Annotated in this window: 22 protein-coding genes, 1 tRNA gene and 1 pseudogene; 6 read left to right on the forward strand and 18 right to left on the reverse strand. The window is 54.6% G+C overall.

Going from position 1 to position 21306, the window contains the following annotated elements:
* Positions 1 to 252: 252 nt before the first annotated feature.
* Entirely contained in the window at positions 253 to 1443 is a 1191-nt protein-coding gene (locus B9P82_RS05550) for a Bcr/CflA family multidrug efflux MFS transporter (RefSeq protein WP_016153755.1), read from the reverse strand.
* Between the two features lie 15 nt (positions 1444 to 1458).
* Positions 1459 to 2166 (reverse strand): 16S rRNA pseudouridine(516) synthase RsuA, encoded by a 708-nt coding sequence (gene rsuA, locus B9P82_RS05555; RefSeq protein ID WP_016153756.1) that lies wholly within the window; start codon positions 2164 to 2166, stop codon positions 1459 to 1461.
* A gap of 151 nt (positions 2167 to 2317) precedes the next feature.
* Between rsuA and B9P82_RS05560 the strand changes: the two are divergent.
* A pseudogene (locus B9P82_RS05560) lies at positions 2318 to 4077 on the forward strand (DEAD/DEAH box helicase).
* A 124-nt stretch (positions 4078 to 4201) separates the two neighbouring features.
* Positions 4202 to 4486, forward strand: a complete 285-nt coding sequence (gene rplY, locus B9P82_RS05565; protein ID WP_016153758.1) for a 50S ribosomal protein L25 — start codon at positions 4202 to 4204, stop codon at positions 4484 to 4486.
* 120 nt (positions 4487 to 4606) lie between these two features.
* On the opposite strand, the gene yejK is transcribed toward rplY, so the two are convergent.
* Positions 4607 to 5614, reverse strand: coding sequence for a nucleoid-associated protein YejK (gene yejK / locus B9P82_RS05570; RefSeq protein ID WP_016157002.1), 1008 nt, complete (start codon positions 5612 to 5614; stop codon positions 4607 to 4609).
* Between the two features lie 134 nt (positions 5615 to 5748).
* Between yejK and B9P82_RS05575 the strand changes: the two genes are divergently transcribed.
* The 4 genes from B9P82_RS05575 to narP all read left to right on the forward strand — a co-directional run bounded on the left by B9P82_RS05575 (position 5749) and on the right by narP (position 8774).
* Positions 5749 to 5976 (forward strand): YejL family protein, encoded by a 228-nt coding sequence (locus B9P82_RS05575; protein ID WP_003027506.1) that lies wholly within the window; start codon positions 5749 to 5751, stop codon positions 5974 to 5976.
* 31 nt (positions 5977 to 6007) lie between these two features.
* Positions 6008 to 7768, forward strand: coding sequence for an LPS biosynthesis-modulating metalloenzyme YejM (gene yejM / locus B9P82_RS05580; protein ID WP_065554077.1), 1761 nt, complete (start codon positions 6008 to 6010; stop codon positions 7766 to 7768).
* A 74-nt stretch (positions 7769 to 7842) separates the two neighbouring features.
* Positions 7843 to 7919: transfer RNA gene (locus tag B9P82_RS05585), tRNA-Pro, on the forward strand.
* Positions 7920 to 8126: 207 nt separating this feature from the next.
* A complete protein-coding gene (gene narP / locus B9P82_RS05590) occupies positions 8127 to 8774 on the forward strand; it encodes a nitrate/nitrite response regulator protein NarP (protein WP_016153764.1) in 648 nt (215 codons plus the stop codon).
* A gap of 59 nt (positions 8775 to 8833) precedes the next feature.
* On the opposite strand, the gene B9P82_RS05595 is transcribed toward narP, so the two are convergent.
* The 15 genes from B9P82_RS05595 to napF all read right to left on the reverse strand — a co-directional run bounded on the left by B9P82_RS05595 (position 8834) and on the right by napF (position 21019).
* Complete coding sequence (locus B9P82_RS05595) at positions 8834 to 9883, reverse strand: cytochrome c-type biogenesis protein CcmH (protein WP_101700079.1); 1050 nt, start codon at positions 9881 to 9883, stop codon at positions 8834 to 8836.
* A complete protein-coding gene (dsbE, locus tag B9P82_RS05600) occupies positions 9880 to 10437 on the reverse strand; it encodes a thiol:disulfide interchange protein DsbE (protein ID WP_003834613.1) in 558 nt (185 codons plus the stop codon). The genes B9P82_RS05595 and dsbE overlap by 4 nt, the downstream gene beginning before the upstream one ends.
* Positions 10434 to 12389, reverse strand: a complete 1956-nt coding sequence (locus B9P82_RS05605; protein WP_016153766.1) for a heme lyase CcmF/NrfE family subunit — start codon at positions 12387 to 12389, stop codon at positions 10434 to 10436. The genes dsbE and B9P82_RS05605 overlap by 4 nt, the downstream gene beginning before the upstream one ends.
* Complete coding sequence (gene ccmE, locus B9P82_RS05610; protein WP_016153767.1) at positions 12386 to 12865, reverse strand: cytochrome c maturation protein CcmE; 480 nt, start codon at positions 12863 to 12865, stop codon at positions 12386 to 12388. Before ccmE ends, B9P82_RS05605 begins: the two co-directional genes overlap by 4 nt.
* The gene (ccmD, locus tag B9P82_RS05615) at positions 12862 to 13074 is read right to left on the reverse strand and encodes a heme exporter protein CcmD (protein WP_016153768.1); all 213 of its coding nucleotides are present in this window, start codon (positions 13072 to 13074) and stop codon (positions 12862 to 12864) included. The genes ccmE and ccmD overlap by 4 nt, the downstream gene beginning before the upstream one ends.
* Complete coding sequence (locus B9P82_RS05620; RefSeq protein WP_016153769.1) at positions 13071 to 13808, reverse strand: heme ABC transporter permease; 738 nt, start codon at positions 13806 to 13808, stop codon at positions 13071 to 13073. Before B9P82_RS05620 ends, ccmD begins: the two co-directional genes overlap by 4 nt.
* Before the next feature lie 76 nt (positions 13809 to 13884).
* Complete coding sequence (gene ccmB, locus B9P82_RS05625; protein ID WP_003027542.1) at positions 13885 to 14544, reverse strand: heme exporter protein CcmB; 660 nt, start codon at positions 14542 to 14544, stop codon at positions 13885 to 13887.
* Positions 14541 to 15161, reverse strand: coding sequence for a cytochrome c biogenesis heme-transporting ATPase CcmA (gene ccmA / locus B9P82_RS05630; protein WP_016153771.1), 621 nt, complete (start codon positions 15159 to 15161; stop codon positions 14541 to 14543). The genes ccmB and ccmA overlap by 4 nt, the downstream gene beginning before the upstream one ends.
* A gap of 20 nt (positions 15162 to 15181) precedes the next feature.
* Positions 15182 to 15784: a cytochrome c-type protein NapC gene (gene napC, locus B9P82_RS05635; protein ID WP_003027548.1), complete on the reverse strand. Its 603-nt coding sequence runs from the start codon at positions 15782 to 15784 to the stop codon at positions 15182 to 15184.
* A 9-nt stretch (positions 15785 to 15793) separates the two neighbouring features.
* Complete coding sequence (gene napB, locus B9P82_RS05640; protein WP_016153772.1) at positions 15794 to 16243, reverse strand: nitrate reductase cytochrome c-type subunit; 450 nt, start codon at positions 16241 to 16243, stop codon at positions 15794 to 15796.
* Positions 16240 to 17103 (reverse strand): quinol dehydrogenase ferredoxin subunit NapH, encoded by an 864-nt coding sequence (napH, locus tag B9P82_RS05645; protein WP_016153773.1) that lies wholly within the window; start codon positions 17101 to 17103, stop codon positions 16240 to 16242. Before napH ends, napB begins: the two co-directional genes overlap by 4 nt.
* Complete coding sequence (gene napG / locus B9P82_RS05650) at positions 17090 to 17785, reverse strand: ferredoxin-type protein NapG (RefSeq protein ID WP_016153774.1); 696 nt, start codon at positions 17783 to 17785, stop codon at positions 17090 to 17092. The genes napH and napG overlap by 14 nt, the downstream gene beginning before the upstream one ends.
* Before the next feature lie 6 nt (positions 17786 to 17791).
* Entirely contained in the window at positions 17792 to 20278 is a 2487-nt protein-coding gene (gene napA, locus B9P82_RS05655; RefSeq protein WP_016153775.1) for a nitrate reductase catalytic subunit NapA, read from the reverse strand.
* On the reverse strand, positions 20275 to 20538 hold the full coding sequence (napD, locus tag B9P82_RS05660) for a chaperone NapD (RefSeq protein WP_016153776.1): 264 nt from the start codon (positions 20536 to 20538) through the stop codon (positions 20275 to 20277). The genes napA and napD overlap by 4 nt, the downstream gene beginning before the upstream one ends.
* A complete protein-coding gene (gene napF / locus B9P82_RS05665) occupies positions 20528 to 21019 on the reverse strand; it encodes a ferredoxin-type protein NapF (RefSeq protein WP_016157008.1) in 492 nt (163 codons plus the stop codon). Before napF ends, napD begins: the two co-directional genes overlap by 11 nt.
* Positions 21020 to 21306 lie beyond the last annotated feature (287 nt).

Genomic DNA, 21306 nt, shown 5'->3' on the forward strand with positions numbered 1-21306 from the left:
TTCGTAAACGTTTACACCCTGACTTTATGCCACTTTCCGAACCAAATATTTAAATTTATTCAACGGTTCTGGCATATTTCCGCGCTATATGTACTCGTTTCTGCGATCTAACTCAACCTTTTTAACTACAATGATGTGACTTTTTACATAAATTGATTTTACATAAAATAAACATAAGCGGGGAAATTGATAGATTTGCGGTTGATGTACATCAACTCTGGAGGCCCTATCGCCCCCAGGTTGTGTAATAGATCACCGTTTTTTGGCGCGGCTGGCGTAGAGATAGAAGAGAATTGAGCAGGTAGCGCAAAATGCTATCGACCAGATCATCGGCCAGGCCGAGTTAAAGGTCGCCAGTGACAGCAGCGCCCCAACGATGGCGCCAATGCCAAAACGGAACGTCCCTGCCAGCGATGACGCCGTTCCCGCCATATGCGGAAATTCATCCAGAATGACTGCCATGGCGTTGGATGACACCATCGACACGCAGCCAACAAACGCCGCAACGCCCACCACCAGCGCCCAGAAACCAACCCCGAACAGCGCGCTAAAGACCATCCAGCCCGCCATCACGAACTGGATCCACAGGCCAGTACGGAACATATTCAACGCCCCAACCCGACGAACAAAGCGGCTGTTGATGATGGTCATCACGAACAGGAAAACAATGTTCAGCGCGAAGTAATAGCCGAAATGCTGCGGTGAAACGTGGTTGATCTCAATGTAAACAAAAGGTCCGGCGCTCAGGAACGAGAACATCCCGGCAAAACTAAACCCACTGGCCAGCATATAGCTCAGTACACGCTTGTGGCGAAACAGCGAGGCAAAGTTGCCGAGAGTAGTACGCAAGCGAAACGGCTGGCGGCGCTCAACTGGCAAGGTCTCTTTGATCAGCGTAAAGATCATCACCGACGCCAGAATAGCCGCCACGGCGAGGATCCAAAAGATGTAGTGCCAGCTCAGCCATACCAATACCCAGCCGCCCACGATGGGTGCCAGTAAGGGTGCAATTGTCGTGACCAGCATGACAAATGACATCATGCGCGAAAACTCTTCCTTCGGATAGATATCGCGCATCAGGGCGTTGATAACCACGCTCGCCGCAGCCGCAGCCAGACCATGGAAGAAACGCATCACGATCAGCTGATCGATAGTTTGTGCCAGCGCACAGGCAACTGCCGCCGCCGCAAACACCAGCGTCCCGCCCAGAATCACCGGCTTGCGCCCAATGCTGTCAGCCATTGGACCATAGAGTAACTGCCCCACCGCGAACCCAAGAATATAGGTACTGAGGGTCATCTGCGCGCTACCTGCAGGCACACCAAACTGTTCAGAGATAACAGGTAGTGCCGGAAGATACATATCAATCGACAACGGCATCAGCATGGCTAACAAGCCAAGGATAAAGACAATGGCAATTGACGAGTTCTGCCGGGTGGTCACATTTAGCTCCTGAAATTAACGCGGGGTTAAGTTAACGCTGGCGATTTCTTCTTCGGTCAATGGACGGTATTCACCCGGCTCCAGATCCTCATCAAGCTTGATGTCACCAATCCGTTCACGGTGCAGTTCCACAACGTGGTTACCGACGGCGGCAAACATACGTTTAACCTGATGATAGCGCCCTTCGCTGATGGTCAATCGCACCTGAGTTGGCGTAATAACCTCCAGCACGGCCGGTTTGGTCAGGTCTTTCTCATTATGCAGTTGTACGCCATGGGCAAACTGTTCAGCGGTGTCATCTGCCACCGGCGACTCCAGCGTCACCAGATAGGTTTTCTCACAATGGTGACGTGGCGAAGTGATGCGATGCGACCACTGTCCGTCATCGGTCATCAGCACCAGTCCGGTGGTGTCGATATCCAGGCGCCCTGCCGCATGCAGTTTGTAGGCAACCGGCTCATCAAGGAAATAGAGCACTGTCGGGTGATCCGGGTCATCCGTTGAGCAAACATAACCCTGAGGTTTATTCAGCATAAAATAGCGCGGGCCATTTTGTTGAATCAGGGAATTACCGTCATATTCTACGTCGTGTTCTGGCAGCAGCTTAAAGGCACTGTTTTTGACGATTTCACCGTCGACGGTAACGCGGTTAGCACGGATCTCACGCCCGGCAATAGCGCGGCTGACGCCGAGTTGCTGAGCGATAAATTTATCAAGTCGCATGAGTGTGATTTTTGCCTGTAAAAAAACAAGAAGCGGGATTGCGCCCGAAAAGTGGGACGATTATCCGCCCAGTATAGCGGCGTTACACCATCCCTCAAGGGAAATGATTCATGGCATACTATACATTGTTGCTGCTTACCTTAATGAGCCCATGATTTTTACTCTTCGCCCGTACCAAAAAGAAGCCGTGGATGCCACGCTCAACCATTTCCGCCACCACCGCACGCCAGCGGTTATCGTCCTGCCAACCGGTGCGGGAAAAAGCCTGGTGATTGCTGAACTGGCCCGCGTGGCGCGTGGTCGCGTGCTGATACTGGCGCACGTTAAAGAACTGGTCGCGCAAAACCATGCCAAATATCGCGCGCTGGGGCTGGATGCCGATATTTTTGCCGCAGGTCTGAAGCGTAAAGAGAGCCACGGGAAAGTGGTATTTGGCAGCGTACAGTCGGTAGCGCGTAATCTTGACGCCTTTCAGGGAGAATTCTCGCTGCTTATCGTCGATGAATGTCACCGTATTGGTGATGATGACGAGAGTCAATATCAGCAAATCCTCACTCACCTGACCAAAGTAAATCCCCACTTACGCCTGCTCGGGCTTACTGCCACTCCTTTTCGTTTGGGCAAAGGCTGGATTTATCACTTTCATTATCACGGTATGGTGCGCGGCGATGAAAAAGCGCTGTTTCGTGACTGCATTTATGAATTACCGTTGCGTTACATGATTAAACACGGCTACCTGACGCCGCCAGAACGCCTCGACATGCCGGTAGTGCAGTATGACTTCAGCCGCCTGCAGGCGCAGAGTAACGGCCTGTTTAGCGAAACAGATCTCAATCAGGAACTGAAAAAGCAGCAGCGAATAACGCCGCATATCATCAGCCAGATTGTCGAGTTTGCCCAGACGCGCAAAGGGGTGATGATTTTCGCCGCCACAGTGGAGCACGCCAAAGAAATTCTGGGCCTGCTGCCTGCTGACGATGCCGCGCTAATCACCGGAGACACGCCTGGCGCTGAGCGTGATGTGCTGATTGAAGAGTTCAAAGCCCAGCGCTTTCGCTATCTGGTGAATGTGTCGGTCCTGACCACTGGCTTCGATGCCCCGCACGTCGACCTTATTGCCATTCTGCGCCCGACGGAGTCAGTTAGCCTTTACCAACAAATTGTCGGTCGCGGCCTGCGCCTGGCACCGGGTAAAACCGACTGTCTGATCCTCGATTATGCCGGTAACCCGCACGATCTTTACGCGCCGGAAGTGGGGGCGCCGAAAGGGAAAAGCGATAACGTTCCGTGCAGGTGTTCTGTCCCACCTGCGGGTTTGCAAACACCTTCTGGGGCAAAACAACGGCAGACGGCACGCTGATTGAACACTTTGGCCGCCGCTGTCAGGGGTGGTTTGAAGATGATGACGGCCATCGCGAACAGTGCGATTTTCGTTTTCGTTTTAAAAACTGCCCACAATGCAACGCGGAAAATGATATCGCCGCCCGCCGTTGTCGGGAGTGCGACACGGTGCTGGTTGACCCGGATGACATGCTGAAAGCCGCGCTCAGGCTCAAAGATGCGCTGGTCCTGCGCTGTAGCGGCATGGTGTTACAAAACGGCCAGGATGAAAAAGGCGAATGGCTAAAAATCACCTATTACGATGAAGATGGTGCCGACGTTAGCGAACGCTTTCGCCTGCATACTCCCGCGCAGCGTACGGCTTTCGAGCAACTGTTTATTCGCCCGCACACCCGAACGCCCGGCATTCCCTTACGCTGGATAACCGCCGCCGATATCCTCGCCCAGCAGGCGCTGTTACGTCATCCTGATTTCGTGGTGGCGCGCATGAAAGGTCAGTACTGGCAGGTCCGTGAAAAGGTCTTCGATTATGAAGGACGCTATCGTCGGGCACATGAATTACGCGGTTAATCGTACTTTTGATTGATGTACCAGCCGTTTAAGTATAGAATCTCGCCCGCTTTTGCATACGCAAAGCAGATCACTTACCTGTTGCTGGGTCGCCTGTAGCAGGAATTATAAAAGAGAGATTTAAATGTTTACTATCAACGCTGAAGTACGTAAAGAGCAGGGTAAGGGTGCGAGCCGCCGCCTGCGTGCCGCTAACAAGTTCCCGGCAATCATCTATGGTGGCGCAGAAGCCCCGGTTGCTATCGAACTGGATCACGATGCAGTTATGAACATGCAAGCTAAAGCTGAATTCTACAGCGAAGTTCTGACCATCGTTGTTGACGGTAAAGAAGTGAAAGTTAAAGCTCAGGCTGTACAGCGTCACCCGTTCAAGCCGAAGCTGGCACACATCGACTTCGTTCGCGCGTAATCGCCTACAAGTTGAAGAAAAACCCCGCCTCGGCGGGGTTTTTTTATGGGATTTTGTTGGCGGTAAAGATGAATCACGCAAGCCGGATAAGGCGTTAACGCCCCCATCCGGCAAACGGCTTTATTTCCCGCCCGAGGTACGACGCTGTAGCTGATCGCGCAGGTTCGGCGGCGTACCTTTGATGGTCAAAGTATCTGTGGCTGGATCCCAGAAAATACGCTCACCCAGTAACATGGCGTCGAAGTTGATGGTTAACCCGCCGCCGCTTCCGGCAAATTTGGTTAACTGGCGCAGCGTGCTGCGATCTGCCGGGAAGCTCTCTTCCAGTTCGTAGCCTTTATCAGCGGTAAATTCGCTGAAGCTGACTTCACTGACGCCGGAAAGCTCTTTGGACAGCGACTCCAACTCGATCTCTTCACCGGCCTGCAGTTGCTCGTTGCAGTAGCTGTACACCTGCTGACGCACGTTCTGGCGTTCAGCTTTATCGAGTTGCGCCTCGGCGGTAAAGTCATCGACCGCCTGCAACAGGCCGCGGTTTTGCGCTTTGGCGTTAAGCCCCTCGCTGGCGCCCAGGAAGTCCATAAAGAAATCGGCGACTTTGCGCCCTACCCGCCCTTTCAGGAACGTCAGATAGCGCGTGGACTCCGGGTTGGTTTCCCACTCGGTTAAATCAATACGCGCCACGATATCCGCATGATTGATATCCAGATAGTGTGTCGGGTTGATATCCAGATTTTCATTGACGCGCATACTGCTTAAATTGTTCAGCACGGCGACCAGCAGATACTCTACCGCCAGATAGCGGTAATGGCAGAACAGGACAATGCCGCCATCGGCAAAAGGATATTTCGCCAGTTCGTCCCGCAAGCGCCCTGTCGCTGCACGACTAAAGGCCAGAAAATCCTCTTCGCCCTGACGCTGTAAACGCAGCGTTTGCGCCAGTTCACTCTCTGCGCTAAACAGGCCATAAGCTTTATTCTTGGCGCTGTATACCCGATGCAACTCAGCCATCATATCGACAACGGTCGCTGTCGGTTCCAGTAATGAATCGCGCAAGACCAGCTCAAGGTTCTGCTCGTCACGTTTGATAAGCTGGTGCAGGGCAATCTGGTTGATATCCAGACTCATGATAAACTCTCCTTTTAGACCGGGCGGTATTCAACCACCTGCCGGGCAGTGACGCAATAGAAGATAAAAAAGCAGAAAAAAAACTGTCTGTACGGTAATATGTTGCCCTTTCATGAACAGACTGATTTCGATTTATGCCACAAATTTCCCGCTATAGTGACGAACACGTTGAACAACTGCTGAATGAGATGCTCAACGTACTGGAAAAACATAAGGCGCCGACCGACCTTTCCCTGATGGTACTGGGAAATATGGTGACTAACCTTATCAATACAAGCATCGCACCGGCCCAGCGCCAGGCGATTGCCAACTCTTTTGCCCGCGCATTGCAGTCTTCGGTAAACGACGACCAAGCGCATTAAGAGCCTGCTCCGGGGAAACGAACAACAGTTTATGGTAACTCATCGTCAACGCTACCGTGAGAAAGTCTCCCAGATGGTTAGCTGGGGGCACTGGTTTGCCTTGTTCAACATTCTGTTGGCCATGGTGCTCGGTAGCCGTTACCTGTTTGTCGCCGACTGGCCGACAACCCTTGCAGGTCGTGTTTATTCCTACCTGAGCGTTGTCGGGCATTTTAGCTTTCTGGTGTTCGCCACCTATCTGCTGATCCTGTTTCCCCTGACGTTTATCGTCATGTCCCAGAGGCTGATGCGATTCTTATCAGCTATTCTGGCGACGGCTGGCATGACGCTGTTGCTAATCGACAGCGAAGTTTTTACCCGCTTCCACCTGCATCTCAATCCGATCGTCTGGGAACTGGTCATCAACCCAGACCAGAATGAAGCGGCGCGTGACTGGCAACTGATGTTTATCAGCGTACCGGTTATTCTGTTAATTGAAATGCTGTTTGCAACCTGGAGCTGGCAAAAGCTGCGCAGCCTGACGCGTCGTCGCCATTTTGCCAAACCGTTAGCAGCATTCTTCTTCGTTTCCTTTATCGCCTCGCACGTGGTGTATATCTGGGCGGATGCCAATTTCTATCGCCCGATTACCATGCAGCGTGCGAATCTGCCGCTCTCCTACCCGATGACGGCACGTAAATTCCTGGAAAAACATGGTCTGCTGGATGCGCAAGAGTATCAGCGACGCCTGATCGAACAGGGCAATCCGGAAGCGGTTTCCGTGCAGTACCCGCTCAGCGAACTGCGCTATCGCGATATGGGCACCGGTCAGAACGTGCTGCTGATTACCGTCGACGGTCTGAACTACTCACGCTTTGAAAAACAGATGCCTGCGCTGGCTGAATTCGCCGGGCAGAATATCTCGTTTACGCGTCACATGAGCTCAGGCAACACCACGGATAACGGGATCTTTGGCCTGTTCTATGGTGTCTCGCCAAGCTACATGGACGGCATTTTGTCGACCCGTACGCCTGCGGCGCTGATTACTGCACTGAACCAGCAGGGTTACCAGTTAGGGCTATTCTCCTCGGATGGCTTTACCAGCCCGCTGTATCGCCAGGCGCTGCTGTCAGACTTCTCCATGCCAAGCGTACAAACGCAATCTGACGAACAAACCGCAAGCCAGTGGATTAACTGGCTGGGACGCTACGCGCAGGAAGATAACCGCTGGTTCTCGTGGGTCTCCTTTAACGGGACGAACCTTGATAACAGCAACCAGAAGAACTTTGCCAAACGCTATGCCAGCGCCGCTCAGGATGTGGATGCCAATATTAACCGTGTTCTTAGTGCCCTGCGCGACTCCGGTAAACTGAACAACACGGTGGTGATTATTACCGCAGGTCGGGGCGTGCCGCTGACTCAGGAAGAGAACAATTTTGCCTGGTCACGTGGCCATCTGCAGGTTCCACTGGTTATTCACTGGCCGGGAACGCCTGCCCAACGCATCAATAGCCTGACCGATCATACAGACCTGATGACTACGCTCATGCAGCGCCTGCTGCACGTCAGCACGCCTGCTAACGAATACTCGCAGGGGCAGGATCTGTTCAATGCAAACCGCCGCCATTACTGGGTTACCGCCGCCGACGGCAGCACGATGGCCGTTACCACGCCAGAGATGACGCTGGTGCTGAACAACAACGGTAATTATCAGACCTATGATTTACGCGGCGAAAAAATAAAAGATCAGAAACCGCAGCTAAGCCTGCTGCTACAGGTTCTGACGGATGAGAAACGATTTATTGCTAACTGATTAATTATAAATCACTTAGCGATGCTTCCCCTTGCATTCGCAGCGGAAAGCAGTAGTATTAGCAGCCATAGCGTCGGCACGTAGCGCAGCCTGGTAGCGCACCGTCATGGGGTGTCGGGGGTCGGAGGTTCAAATCCTCTCGTGCCGACCAAAAATCCCAGAAAAACCAACCTTCATGGTTGGTTTTTTTATACCCGCGATTCCACGTTTCTTATTATTACCCCGGCCTTTAGCACAGGTTTTACTACTTACCCATGCACAAATTAGGGTAAAATTTACCCTCTCATCAGCGCGATGAAACTAGACGAGTGATGCGCTGAAAACAATAATGATACTAATAAAAACTCAGGAGAATAGTATGCCTGAAGCAACGCCTTTTCGGGTGCTGATTGTCGACGACCACCCACTAATGCGGCGAGGAATTAGTCAATTATTGCAACTGGATCCCGCATTTAACGTAGTCGCGGAAGCAGGTGACGGTGCCAGCGCTATCGATCTGGCTAACCGTCTGGACCTGGATGTGATCCTGCTGGATCTCAATATGAAAGGCATGAGCGGACTGGACACCCTGAATGCGCTGCGCCGGGATGGCGTCACCGCGCAAATTATTATTCTTACCGTCTCGGATGCCGCCAGCGATGTGTACGCCTTAATTGATGCCGGCGCGGATGGTTATTTACTCAAAGACAGCGATCCTGAAGTCTTGCTGGAGGCCATTCGCAGCGGCGCCAAAGGCGGTAAAGCTTTTAGCACACGCGTCAGCGAATATCTGCGCGAACGCGATCTGTTCGGCGCACAAGAAGATCCCTTCAGCATTCTCACCGAACGTGAACTGGATGTATTGCATGAACTGGCTCAGGGGCTGTCGAATAAACAGATTGCGTCAGTGCTGAATATTTCCGAACAGACCGTGAAAGTGCATATTCGCAACCTGCTGCGCAAACTCAATGTGCGCTCTCGCGTTGCAGCTACCATTCTGTTTTTACAAACGCGCGGAATGCAGTAATCCATGAAGAGGCCGGATAGCCCCGATATGCGAAGCGCTATCGGGGCTATTCTGGATACTTATTTCTCCTGCGGCGTTAGCTGCTCCATCGCCTGCTTAATGCTCCGTTCTATTACCGCCCGACGGGTATCGTTGACAGGTAATAGTTTCAGCATCATCTCCCACGCCGCAACCGCCTCGCCGAAGCGCTGCTGTTCAAAGGCGTTGAAAGCGTACATGCTGAGAACCCGCACGTTGGCATGTTCGCCACGCACCAGTTGGCGTAACAGCTCCCCTCCCCGACGGTTATCATCAGGATCGGAAGAACGGGTCAGCGCCTCCGCATAGCCCAGCGCCGCATCGCTGTTTTTAGGATCCAGTCGATAGGCATTGGCATAGGCTTCAGTGGCCGTACTGGCGTTACCGAGAACCATGCCAATGCGTCCAAGCATGATCCAGCCTTCAACATTTGCGGGATCGGCTTGTAAACGCGTACGCAGCCCCAGCGCCAGACGCGCCATATCTTCTTCATTGAGCGGTTCCGCTTTCGGATCCAACGCCCGCTCCAGCAGCGCCGGAGCCTGAGCAGTGGCCTGCTGCCAGACCTGAACCTGCTTATAGCTGCCGGTTTGGTAATAGCTTACTGCGCCAACCACCAGCGCCACCACGATACCAGGCACAAACAACCCGAATCCACCGCGCTTACCATTCGGAATAACATCGTCAGGAAACTCTTCCTGTTTCACCCGAACGCGTCGGCGAGTACGGGCGAAAATAATCCAGCCCCCCAGACCAATCGCTACCACCGGCATCACCCACAGCAGCACGGTGAGCGGCGTTAACGGCGGATCGTACGTGACGAAGTTGCCGTAGCGCGCCACCATGTAATCGACAATTTCTTTCTGGCTTTTTCCTTCCTGCATCAGTTCGTACACTTTCTGACGCAGGTCGGTGGCAATCATCGAGTTAGAATCGGCAATGCTGTTGTTCTGGCATTTAGGACAACGCAGTTGTTCAGTAAGCTGGCGGAACTGCTGCTCCTGCGCTTCGTCCTTAAACTGCATCACGTCGATAGTCGCAAGCGCGGATCCCGAGATAACCAGCATTAGCAGGCCCAGTAAAAATCTCATTGCGCAGCCTCCTTACTGTACTTGTCCCATAACGGTTTGATCTCGCTCTCCCACACCCGGGCGTTCAAATCGCCGGCATGGCGATAGCGAATAATGCCTTTGCCGTCGATCAGGAACGTCTCCGGAGCACCGTACACGCCAAGATCCAGACCGAGCATACCGTCGCCGTCAAACAGACTTAATGAGTAAGGATTACCCAGCTCTTTCAGCCAGACAATGGCTTTCTGACGATCATCTTTATAGTTCAGACCCACTACCCGCACGCCTTGCGCAGACAGCTGATTCAGATACTGATGCTCGGCGCGACAGGTCGGGCACCAGGTCGCCCAGACGTTCAGCAATACCGGTTTGCCCTGCGTCAGCACATCGGCCTGATAGTGCTGACCCGGATTTTCCAGTGACTCCAGGCGGAATGTTGGAACAGGTTTGCCGATCAGCGCCGATTCCAGATTAGTGGGATCGTCCCCCTGAGCGTTACGCGCGAGCTGCCACAACAGCGCCGCCGCAATGATGAGAAAAATAATAAACGGAATTAACAGTGCGTTGCGCTTCATACAGCCTCCGACGCATTTTTTTGCACCGCGGCGCGAGGACGCGTCCGCTGGCGATAGCGTGGATCAAACAGGCAGAACAACCCGCCCAGCGCCATCAGCAATCCTCCGGCCCAAATCCAGCGAATAAACGGTTTGTAGTACAGGCGTACAGCCCATGCGCCATTATCCAGTTCTTCACCCAGCGCAGCGTACAGATCGCGCGTGAATCCACCGTCAATTGCCGCTTCGGTCATCATCGAACTGGTGCTGTTATAGAAGCGTTTTTCCGCATGCAGCGTGGCTTCCGGCTTACCGTCTCGGGTAACGCCAATAATGGCAACGCCGCCCCGGTAGTTTGGCCCGGTAATATCTTTCACTTCGCGGAAAGTGAACTGATAGTTATGGATACTAACGCTATCACCCGCTTTCATGCGCACATCGCGTTCAACGCTGTAGTTCTGGCTAAAGGCAATACCAACAATGGTAATCGCCAGCCCAACGTGACCCGATACCATGCCCCAGTAGCTTGGCGTCAGCTTTGTCCCACGGGAAATACGCAGGAACGCTTCGGACATCGCCAGTACGAATATCCAGCACGCCATCGCCAGCCCCACCACTGTCATGGCGGCAATGCGATCCTCAAGCAGCCACGGCAGCAGCAGCGACAGAACAAGGGTGGTGACAAACGCGATAAGCAATAACGTTTTCAGTTTACGCGGTCGGTCACGGCCCCAGCGCACTAATGGCCCAATCCCCAACAACAGTGCGAACGGCGCCATCAGCCAGGTGAACATGGTGTTGAAAAACGGCTCGCCAATCGAAATGCTGCCCAGCCCCAGCTGTTTGTGCACCAGCGGCAGCAGCGTGCCCAGTAGCACCACAAGCATGGCGGCAATCAGCAGGACGTTATTCCCCAGCAGCAGCGATTCACGCGACCACAGCGCGTTGTTTACCCGTGAGCGAACCTTGTGACCGCGCACCGCAAACAGCAGCAGAGAGCCGCCAATTACCAGCACCATAAAGGCCAGAATAAACATCCCGCGCGACGGATCGGAGGCGAAAGCATGCACCGACACCAGTACGCCGGAGCGCACCAGGAAAGTACCTAACAGACAAAGTGAGAATGCGCAGATTGACAGCAGCAGCGTCCAGGCTTTAAAGCTGGCGCGCTGTTCGGTTACCGACAACGAGTGCATCAGCGCCGTTCCCACCAGCCATGGCATAAACGAGGCGTTTTCAACCGGATCCCAGAACCACCAGCCGCCCCAGCCCAGCTCGTAATAGGCCCAGGCCGAACCGAGCACAATGCCCAGCGTCAGAAACACCCACGCCGCCAGCGTCCACGGACGCGAAAAACGGGCGAATGTGCTGTCCAGTCGTCCGCTCATCAGCGCAGCAATCGCAAACGCAAAGGCGACCGAGAAGCCGACATACCCCATGTACAGCAGCGGCGGATGGAAAATCAGCCCCGGATCCTGCAACAGCGGGTTCAGGTCACGTCCTTCAATCGGGAAGTTCGGCAACGTGCGGGCAAACGGGTTGGAGGTAAACAGAATAAATAGCAGGAAACCGACGCTGACCATTCCCATGACCGCAAGCACGCGGGCGACGATATCCAGCGGCATGCGCTGGCTGAACGCCGCAACGGCGAACGTCCAGCCGCTCATCAGCAGCACCCACAGCAGCAACGAGCCTTCATGCGCCCCCCACGTCGCCGCCACCCGATACCAGACCGGAAGCTGGGTGTTGGAGTTGCTGGCGACGTAGGTCACGGTAAAATCATTAACCACGAAGGCGTTGACCAGAATCAGGAACGCCCCCATCACACAGATAAACAGTACCCAGGCAAAGGGACGCGCGGAGGCCATCATCCGCACGTCGCCGCGCGCTACGCCCCACAGCGGATAGACCGACAGCAGTAATGCAACGCCAAGCGCAAGGCACAACAGCGCATTGCCAATTTCAGGCATCATGACGTTTTATCCTTATAAACACTTTCCGGGCGACGGTGGTTTTCCTGCATCGCTTTTTCGACTTCCGGCGGGGTGTAATTTTCATCATGTTTAGCAAGCACTTCTTTGGCCTGCACATGATTTCCCCCGTCCAGTTCGCCCTGAACGACAACGCCCTGCCCTTCGCGGAACAGATCCGGCAGAATGCCTTCATAGGTGACATCCACCACACCTTCGGCATCATAGATGCTGAAATTCACCTTCAGCGACTGCGGATCGCGCTTTACGCTGCCAGGCATAACCATACCGCCCACGCGCAGGCGCTGGCCGACTTCAGGCATTTGCTGCGTTTCGCGCTTACCGTAGAGTATTTCTCCCGGCGTATAGAACAGGTCGATATTGGAACGCAGCGCGTAGAGCACCAGCGAAATGGTCAAAGCCAGACCTGCCAGGACCGCGCAGGCTATCCATAACCGATTTTTACGTCGAATATTCACGCCGCCTCCCGTTGCACTTGCGCCGCGCGCATGCGCGCTTCTCTCGCCCGCTGCTGCGCGACACCGCGTAAGATTGCACGATGCTGTAACGCAGAATGCAGCACCAGCGCCACCAGCGGGACAATGCTCATCGCCACAGCCAGCCAGACATACAAGGCGTAACCGCCCATCGCGAAAAAATCACTCCATGATGCAAATGCAGGGGTCATTGGCGGCCTCTTTTTAAGATCAGTTCGCTCACCCACGGGCGGCGTTTTTCCATCATCAAAATCAGGTTACGCATGCGCATCAGCGCCAGCGTGACAAACAGTAACAGGTAGCCGACGATCGCCAGACGCAGCGGCGCGCGCATTGCCGGATCGATACTCTGCTGCATACGGGTCGACCCCTGATGCAGAGTATTCCACCACTCGACCGAGTAGTGAATAATCGGCAAGTTGACCACGCCAATCAGCACCAGAATGCCGGCAGCGCGACCAGCCAGACGGCGGTCGTCAAAGGCATGCCACAGCGCAATGGCGCCAACGTAGAGAAACAGCAGCACCAGTTCAGAGGTGAGTCGGGCATCCCAGACCCACCAGGTGCCCCACATCGGTTTGCCCCATGCAGAGCCCGTCACCAGCGCAATAAAGGTAAACACGGCACCAATGGGCGCCATCGCGGCCAGAGCCAGATTGGCCATTTTCATCTGCCAGACCAGGCCAATAAACGCGGCAACGGCCATCGATGCATAAATACCCATCGACCAGATTGCCGCCGGAACGTGCAGATAAATAATGCGATAGCTCTGCCCCTGCTGATAATCCGCAGGCGCGAAGCCAAAGCCCCAGATCAACCCGGTTATCAGTACCACCGCGCTGGCAATCGCCAGCCACGGGATAAACCAGCCGCAGATCTGATAGAGCCGAGGAGGCATCGCCAATTGATGAAGTGTTTTCCACATAGTTCAGTCACCAGACTCCGTAAATTAATATCCATTGTGCCGGAGCACCTTGCCCGGCCTGCATATCTCAACTGCGCTACTGCACGCTGATCCGTAACGCCGCAGCTGTGGCAAACGGGCTTAGCGTGGCGCTGCCGACCAGCAACGCGCCCAGAATCGCCATGTACCCTTCAACCGGTAAGTGCATGGAAGCCGCATCCATCGCCGCGGTCGCAAAAATCAGTAAGGGTATGGTGAGCGGGAGTACCAGTACGCTTAACAGCACGCCGCCGCGCTTTAAGCCCACCGTCAACCCCACGCCCGGCGCGCCGAGGAAGCCCAGCGTAGGCGTCCCGAGTAACAAGGTCAGCGCCATAATTTTCCAGCCGTACATATCCATGCCCAGCAGCAACGCCACCAGCGGCGAGAGGATCAGCAGCGGCAAGCCGGTCACGACCCAGTGCGCCATCACTTTCGCCAGCACCACTGCCGGCAGCGGCAGCGGCAGCAGCATCAGTTGCTCAAGGCTGCCGTCCTGCAGATCATCACGAAACAGGCGCTCCAGCGCCAGCAACGACGCCAGCAGCGCCGCAACCCAGATGATGCCCGGTGCAATACGCGCCAGCAGTTGCGGCTCCGGCCCAATGCTCAGCGGGAACAGCGTAATAACAATCAGGAAGAACCATAAAGGATTGGCGATTTCCGCACTATGACGAAACGCAACTCGTAGTTCTAAACGGAAGATTCGCCACATCATTGCGTTGCCCTCTCGCTGGTCAGCGCAATACGTCGCACTTTATCGGTCTCTACATTGAGCGGTTGGTGGGTGGTGAGAATAACAATACCGCCCTGCTCCGTATGCTGCGCCATACGCTGAGTCAGTCGCTCAACGCCGTTCACATCAATGGCGGTAAAGGGTTCGTCGAGGATCCACAGCCGGGCGCGGGTCAGCCACAAACGGGCCAGCGCCACGCGCCGCTGTTGTCCGGCGGAGAGTTGATTCACCGGGATATCTTCATATCCGGCAAGCCCCGCCTGCGCCAGCGCAGCCAGACACTGTGCGACGTCGCCGTCATGGTGGAAGAAACGCAGGTTTTCCAACGCCGAAAGCCGGGTTTTTATCCCCGGCTGATGTCCGATCCACAGCAGTTGTTGATGGTAGCTGTCCCGCACGTGATGCAGCGGTTGCTCTTGCCAGCAAACCTCCCCTGCGTCGGGACGCGCCAGCCCGGTAAGTAACCGCAGCAAAGTGGTTTTCCCTGCGCCGTTGCTGCCGGTAATTTGTACCCATTCCCCTGCGTTGACGCGAAATGACAAATCGCTGAACAGTATTCTGTCATCCCGCTCGCAAAGTAATTCTCTGGCTTCAAGCATACCTGGTTATCTACATCCTGTTAAAATCCCGGTTTGACTTCGCGCATATCAGGCAGTTTGTGCGCTATCCCTTTATGACAGTCAATACAGGTTTGCCCGTCTTTCACGGCCTGGTCGTGCATTTTGGCCGCAACGCCTTTCTGGGCGGTTAAATCCATAAACTCGAAGTTGTGACAGTTTCGACACTCTTGCGAATTGTTATCTTTCATACGCCGCCACTCATTTTGCGCCATCGTTAAACGATGGTCTTCAAATTTCTGCGGTGTATCTATCAGCCCCAGTGCTTTCGCGTACAGCTCTTTACTGGCCTTGATCTTACGAATCATTTTCGGACCCCACTCATGTGGGACGTGGCAATCAGGGCAAGTCGCTCGCACACCACTACGGTTGTTGTAGTGTACGGTTTCCATGTATTCCTGGTACACCGTATTGCGCATTTCGTGACAGCTAATGCAGAACTCTTCTGTATTGGCCTTTTCCATACCGGTATTAAAGCCGCCCCAGAAAATAATGCCGCCCACAAAGCCGATTAACAACAGCGTGCCGAGCGCCAGACGGCTGGGGCGACGCCACCATTGCCAGACGCGCTTAATCCAGCCTGGTTTACGGTTAGAATTTTCCATAATGACCTCTTATTTCCCGTAACCTTTCGAGGGGGTGAAGGTATTTTCAACAATCGGCGCGGCGTCAGCCTGCGGAACGTGACATTGCAGGCAGAAATAACGACGCGGCGCGACTTCAGCCAATACCTTACCGTCGCTGTCCATAAAGTGCGTCGGACTGATGCGCGGCGCACCGGTGGTGCGATAGCTTTCCACACCGTGACATTGCAGGCAGCGGTTAGTGTTAGTCGTCACCTGATACCCTTCAACGCTGTGCGGAACCATCGGCGGCTGATTCACATAGTTCAGCGGCATACGCACTTGCTCTTTCGGCATGCGAATCGCCCCTTCTTGTGTCCCTGAGACTTCCGGTGACTGACTCAGATCCACTCCGTTTGCAGCCCAAACGGCCCCACTGACTACCAGGGCCAGCGCAGCCGTCCATTGACTCAGCGCTTTAATCAGGTCATGGCTTTTCATGATTTCGCTCCCGAACTCCATCGTGTTGTTATTGTAAAAACATCCTCAGAACAGACATCCACACAGCGACCGCAGGCCATGCAATCGCGGCTGGTTACCTGCACCGGACTTTGCTCATCCAGCACCGGCGCACGTAGCACATGCGGTTCCGGGCAAACATGAAAACAATCCATACAGCGGTTACATCTGTTACGTTCTTTTGCCGAAACGGTTAATGCACCTTTACTCCCCACCACGCTATACAGCGCACCCAGTGGGCAAAGATGCCCGCACCAGCCATGCTCAACGACCAGTAGATCAAATAAAAACAGCGCGAGGATCAGCAGCGCCCCGCTGCCAAATCCCATGACCAGGCTCCGTCCGAGCAGAGAGACTGGATTTATCCACTCCCACAGCAGCGTACCGGTCACGGCGGAACCGACCAGGATAACCACCAGCAGGACGTACCGTATATGGCGCGGCAGGGTTGCAGACTGATTCAGGTCAAACCTTCTGCGCAACCAGCTGGCTAAATCGGTGACAGGGTTCATGGGACAAACCCAACTGCAAAACAGTCGCTTACCCGCCAGGGCATACAGCACCGTGATGATGACCGCCCCCGTTAACGCAACCGTCGCCGGCAGGTGCCCGCTGGCCAGGCTTTGCAGGGTAATCAACGGATCGGTGAACGGGATGGAGTCCAGCAACAGGCTGCTACTGTAATTGCCATGCAGGATCCAGACGCCAAGCCACGGGCCGCTAAGGAACATCGCCAGTATCAGAAACTGGCTCAGACGACGCAGCACCAGCCAGCGATGACTCTTCCACCATCCTTTTTTTGCCTGCGCTTCACGCCCGGCGTCACGTTTACGATTTGCCATTGTTCCCCTCCAGCCAACCGAAGCGGTAATGGTGTCCTAACTCCCCTTTCGCCAGCGACAGGGGCAGCACTTTTATTGCTGGCTGCTCCAGGACGCACACTTTTTCGCATTTCCCGCAGCCGGTACAGGCATCGCTGTGCACGGTTGGAATAAACCGCGCATGCTTGCCGGTACGCATGTTGCGGTCCAGCTCCAGGGTGATAGCCTCATCGATTTTCGGGCATTCGCGATAGCAAACGTCGCAGCGTAATCCCTGATAGTTGAGGCAGTTTTCGTGATCCAGCAGTACCGCCAGCCCCATGCGTGAATCGTCAATAGATTCAATGTCCCTGTCCAACGCGCCGCTGGGGCAAACTTTGGCGCACGGAATGTCTTCACACATTTCGCAGGGAATATCACGCGCGACAAAATACGGCGTACCGGCAGCCAGCCCTGAGGCTAGCGTCGCCAGCTTCAGCGTGTCATACGGGCAGGCCTGAACGCACTGACCACAGCGCACGCAGGCACTGGCGAATGCCTCCTCGCTCAGTGCGCCTGGCGGGCGTAGCCGCACGCCGGTTGCACGTGCGGTTTGCTGTTGCAACCCCAGCGCCACGCCAACGACGGCCAATCCGCCCGCTGCGCGAACCATATCGCGCAGAAAGCGGCGGCGGCCATTTTGGGGTTTTGCTGACCGGGACATAACGCGTTACACCTTCGCCAGTTTCACAGCGCACTTCTTGAAATCCGTCTCTTTGGAGAGCGGATCCGTCGCATCCAGCGTCAGGTTGTTCACCAGCTGTGCGGCGTCGAAGAACGGCATGTAGACCAGCCCCTGCGGTGGACGGTTACGCCCGCGCGTTTCAACTATCGAGATAACTTCACCACGACGGGAAACCACTTTGACTTTGTCGCCACGGCGCAGATCGCGTGCTTTTGCATCCAGCGGATGGATAAACAGCACAGCTTCCGGGAAAGCACGGTGCAACTCAGGTACGCGACGCGTCATACTGCCGGTATGCCAGTGTTCCAGCACACGTCCGGTAGACAGCCACAGGTCGTACTCTTTATCCGGCGCTTCTGCGGCAGGTTCAAATGGCAGCGCGAAGATGACCGCTTTGCCGTCCGGCTTACCGTAGAACTTGTAGCTTTCGCCCGCTTTCACGTAAGGGTCGTTGCCTTCGCTGTAGCGCCACTGGGTCTCTTTGCCCTCAACGACCGGCCAGCGTAAACCGCGCGCTTTGTGGTAATCGTCAAATGGCGCAAGGTCATGCCCGTGACCGCGACCAAACCAGGCGTACTCTTCGAACAGTCCTTTTTGCAGATAGAAGCCCAGCTCGCGGGATTCATCGTTCAGCTGATCTTCAGCCAGTTCAGCCACCGGGAATTTCGTCACTGCAGGCGTGGCAAACAGTACGTCATACAGCGTTTTTCCGCGCAGTTCCGGTTTCTGTGCCAACAGCGCTTCCGGCCACACTTCTTCTGTTTTGAAGCGACGAGAGAACTGCACCAGTTGCCACAGATCCGATTTCGATTCACCCGGCGCTTTAATCTGCTGACGCCAGAACTGTGTACGGCGTTCCGCGTTACCGTAAGCACCTTCTTTCTCTACCCACATCGCGGTCGGCAGGATCAGGTCGGCCGACAGAGCGCTGACCGTCGGGTACGGATCGGAGACGATGATGAAGTTGCGCGGATCGCGCCAGCCCGGCATACGCTCTTCGTTGATGTTCGGACCGGCCTGCATGTTGTTGGTACACATCGCCCAGTAGACATTGAGCTTGCCATCTTTCAGCGCACGGTCTTGCGCCACGGCATGCAGACCGATTTTTGCCGGAATGGTCCCCGCCGGAATATTCCAGTGCTTCTCGCAGATATCGCGGTGTTTTTCGTTCGTAACCACCATGTCCGCAGGCAGACGGTGGGAGAACGTACCGACTTCACGCGCGGTACCGCAGGCGGAAGGCTGACCGGTCAAAGAGAACGGACCGCAGCCTGGCTGGGAGATTTTACCGGTCAACAGGTGCAGGTTATAGACCAGGTTGTTGGCCCACACGCCGCGGGTATGCTGGTTGAAGCCCATCGTCCAGTAGGAGATGACTTTTTTCTTCGGATCGGCATACAACTGCGCCAGCTGTTCCAGCTGATCTTTCGGTACGCCGGTCATTTCGGCGGTTTTATCCAGCGTGTACTCGGCAACAAAGGCTTTGTAATCCTCAAAGCTCATCGGCTCAGAGGCATCGGATCCCGGGTTTTTCGCCGCTTTTTCCAGCGGATGGGTTGGACGCAGACCGTAGCCGATGTCCGTCACGCCTTTACGCAGATTAACGTGCTTGCTAAAGAAATCCTGGTTGATCGCATTGTTTTGAATGATGTAGTTAGCGATGTAGTTGAGGATCACCAGATCGGTTTGCGGCGTGAAGACCATGCCGTTATCCGCCAGCTCAAAGCTGCGGTGCTGGAAGGTGGAGAGCACCGCGACATTAACATTGGGATCGGACAGACGACGGTTGGTGATGCGCGACCACAGGATCGGGTGCATCTCCGCCATATTCGCGCCCCACAGGACGAAAGCATCTGCATGCTCGATATCGTCATAGCAGCCCATCGGTTCATCCATACCGAAGGTACGCATAAAGCCGACTACCGCTGACGCCATGCAGTGACGCGCGTTCGGGTCGATGTTATTCGAACGAAAACCCGCTTTAAACAATTTGGCAGCGGCATAACCTTCCCAAATCGTCCACTGACCCGAGCCGAACATACCGATAGACTCCGGGCCTTTCTCCTTCAGGGACGTTTTGAATTTCTCTTCCATCACGTCAAAGGCCTGATCCCAGCTAATCGGGGTGAACTCGCCTTCTTTGTGATACTTACCGTCCTTCATGCGCAGCATCGGCTGCGTTAAACGGTCTTTTCCGTACATGATTTTCGGCAGGAAGTAACCTTTGATGCAGTTAAGCCCACGGTTAACCGGCGCATCCGGATCGCCCTGGCATGCTACAACACGCCCTTGCTGCGTCCCGACCAATACGCCACAGCCCGTCCCGCAAAAACGGCACGGGGCTTTGTCCCATTTGATGGCTTCTTGCTGACCGACTACCGCACGGGCTACGCCCGGCACGCTTAACCCGGCAGCCGCCGCAGCGGCCGCAACGGCGTTAGCTTTCATAAAGCTACGACGACTGAGTTTCATGGTGTTTCCTCACCTTGCTCATCCTGCTGGTGATAAACCAGCGACACCGCCAGCACGCCCGCAACGTTGCGCACTGACTCAATAGTTTTCATTAACGTTTCGCTGTGCTCAGCTTCCACCACCACGATCAGTTGACCGCTTTCCACATCGCTGAGTGCAACTTCGCAACCTGGGAACGAACGCAACTGCGTGGCGATATCATTGATATGCTGACTTTTGGCCTGAACGACCAGGCTGCAGACCTGCCAGTTATTGTCCATGGTTGTACTCCGCGTTAATGGCTGATACCGGGCAGATAGCGACACATGCGCCACATCCGTTACAGTCCTGATTGTCGAGCTGCGGCTGATAAATGCCGGACAGCGTGGGACGAAAGGTTATGGCCATGGGTTCACAGCTATCCTGACAGCGATGACATTCAACGGACTGATGTGCGAGACAGTTTTCCCCAATCGTAAAATTCAGATCCCATGCCCTGGTGTGGCGCGGAAGAAAAAGGGATTCAGAACAGGCCTCTGCGCAGGCATAGCAAAAGCTACACTCGCCGTGTTTGAAATTTACGCTCGGGTAACCGCCCTGGCCTCGCTGCAGGATGTCGGTTTCACACGCCTGGATGCAGGCGTCACAACGAAGGCAATGGGCCAGAAAGTGAGAGTCTTCCTTGCTCCAGGGCGGACGGATCCCTGAGTTGGCATTTCGCCAACTGCCTGTCAACATGCCTCGACGGGATAAATCAACCATGACATTGTCCTTCCATAATGACGCCCTGCCCTGGCGGGTTGAACGACATAAAAAACTGCACTATTTATGAGTAGTTATTTTTAGTCGTAAGATATTTCAGGATGTGTTAGAGGTGCATACCCCAATCGGGGTAAATGCTGTTGCCGGATCAAAGGAGTGTTGAGTTGGCGGGAAAAAATGCGCTTTTGCTCACATTTCAATGAGTTATATAACACTGTATATAACGAACAACTCAAAAAGAGAATGATTTTATAATTAAGATTATTCTTAGAATATATCGCTAATCT

The organism is Citrobacter sp. L55 (assembly GCF_002850715.1).
GTDB classification, from domain to species: Bacteria; Pseudomonadota; Gammaproteobacteria; order Enterobacterales; family Enterobacteriaceae; genus Citrobacter; species Citrobacter braakii.

Coding starts and splice junctions, on each gene's coding strand:
- napA (WP_016153775.1), bottom strand. CDS start 20,278: ATGAAACTCAGTCGTCGTAGCTTTATGAAAGCTAACGCCGTTGCGGCC.
- narP (WP_016153764.1), top strand. CDS start 8,127: ATGCCTGAAGCAACGCCTTTTCGGGTGCTGATTGTCGACGACCACCCA.
- rplY (WP_016153758.1), top strand. CDS start 4,202: ATGTTTACTATCAACGCTGAAGTACGTAAAGAGCAGGGTAAGGGTGCG.
- napC (WP_003027548.1), bottom strand. CDS start 15,784: ATGGAAAATTCTAACCGTAAACCAGGCTGGATTAAGCGCGTCTGGCAA.
- napD (WP_016153776.1), bottom strand. CDS start 20,538: ATGGACAATAACTGGCAGGTCTGCAGCCTGGTCGTTCAGGCCAAAAGT.
- rsuA (WP_016153756.1), bottom strand. CDS start 2,166: ATGCGACTTGATAAATTTATCGCTCAGCAACTCGGCGTCAGCCGCGCT.
- napB (WP_016153772.1), bottom strand. CDS start 16,243: ATGAAAAGCCATGACCTGATTAAAGCGCTGAGTCAATGGACGGCTGCG.
- napF (WP_016157008.1), bottom strand. CDS start 21,019: ATGGTTGATTTATCCCGTCGAGGCATGTTGACAGGCAGTTGGCGAAAT.
- ccmD (WP_016153768.1), bottom strand. CDS start 13,074: ATGACCCCTGCATTTGCATCATGGAGTGATTTTTTCGCGATGGGCGGT.
- napG (WP_016153774.1), bottom strand. CDS start 17,785: ATGTCCCGGTCAGCAAAACCCCAAAATGGCCGCCGCCGCTTTCTGCGC.
- B9P82_RS05605 (WP_016153766.1), bottom strand. CDS start 12,389: ATGATGCCTGAAATTGGCAATGCGCTGTTGTGCCTTGCGCTTGGCGTT.
- yejK (WP_016157002.1), bottom strand. CDS start 5,614: ATGAGTCTGGATATCAACCAGATTGCCCTGCACCAGCTTATCAAACGT.
- dsbE (WP_003834613.1), bottom strand. CDS start 10,437: ATGAAGCGCAACGCACTGTTAATTCCGTTTATTATTTTTCTCATCATT.
- yejM (WP_065554077.1), top strand. CDS start 6,008: ATGGTAACTCATCGTCAACGCTACCGTGAGAAAGTCTCCCAGATGGTT.
- ccmA (WP_016153771.1), bottom strand. CDS start 15,161: ATGCTTGAAGCCAGAGAATTACTTTGCGAGCGGGATGACAGAATACTG.
- napH (WP_016153773.1), bottom strand. CDS start 17,103: ATGGCAAATCGTAAACGTGACGCCGGGCGTGAAGCGCAGGCAAAAAAA.
- ccmB (WP_003027542.1), bottom strand. CDS start 14,544: ATGATGTGGCGAATCTTCCGTTTAGAACTACGAGTTGCGTTTCGTCAT.
- B9P82_RS05620 (WP_016153769.1), bottom strand. CDS start 13,808: ATGTGGAAAACACTTCATCAATTGGCGATGCCTCCTCGGCTCTATCAG.
- B9P82_RS05595 (WP_101700079.1), bottom strand. CDS start 9,883: ATGAGATTTTTACTGGGCCTGCTAATGCTGGTTATCTCGGGATCCGCG.
- B9P82_RS05575 (WP_003027506.1), top strand. CDS start 5,749: ATGCCACAAATTTCCCGCTATAGTGACGAACACGTTGAACAACTGCTG.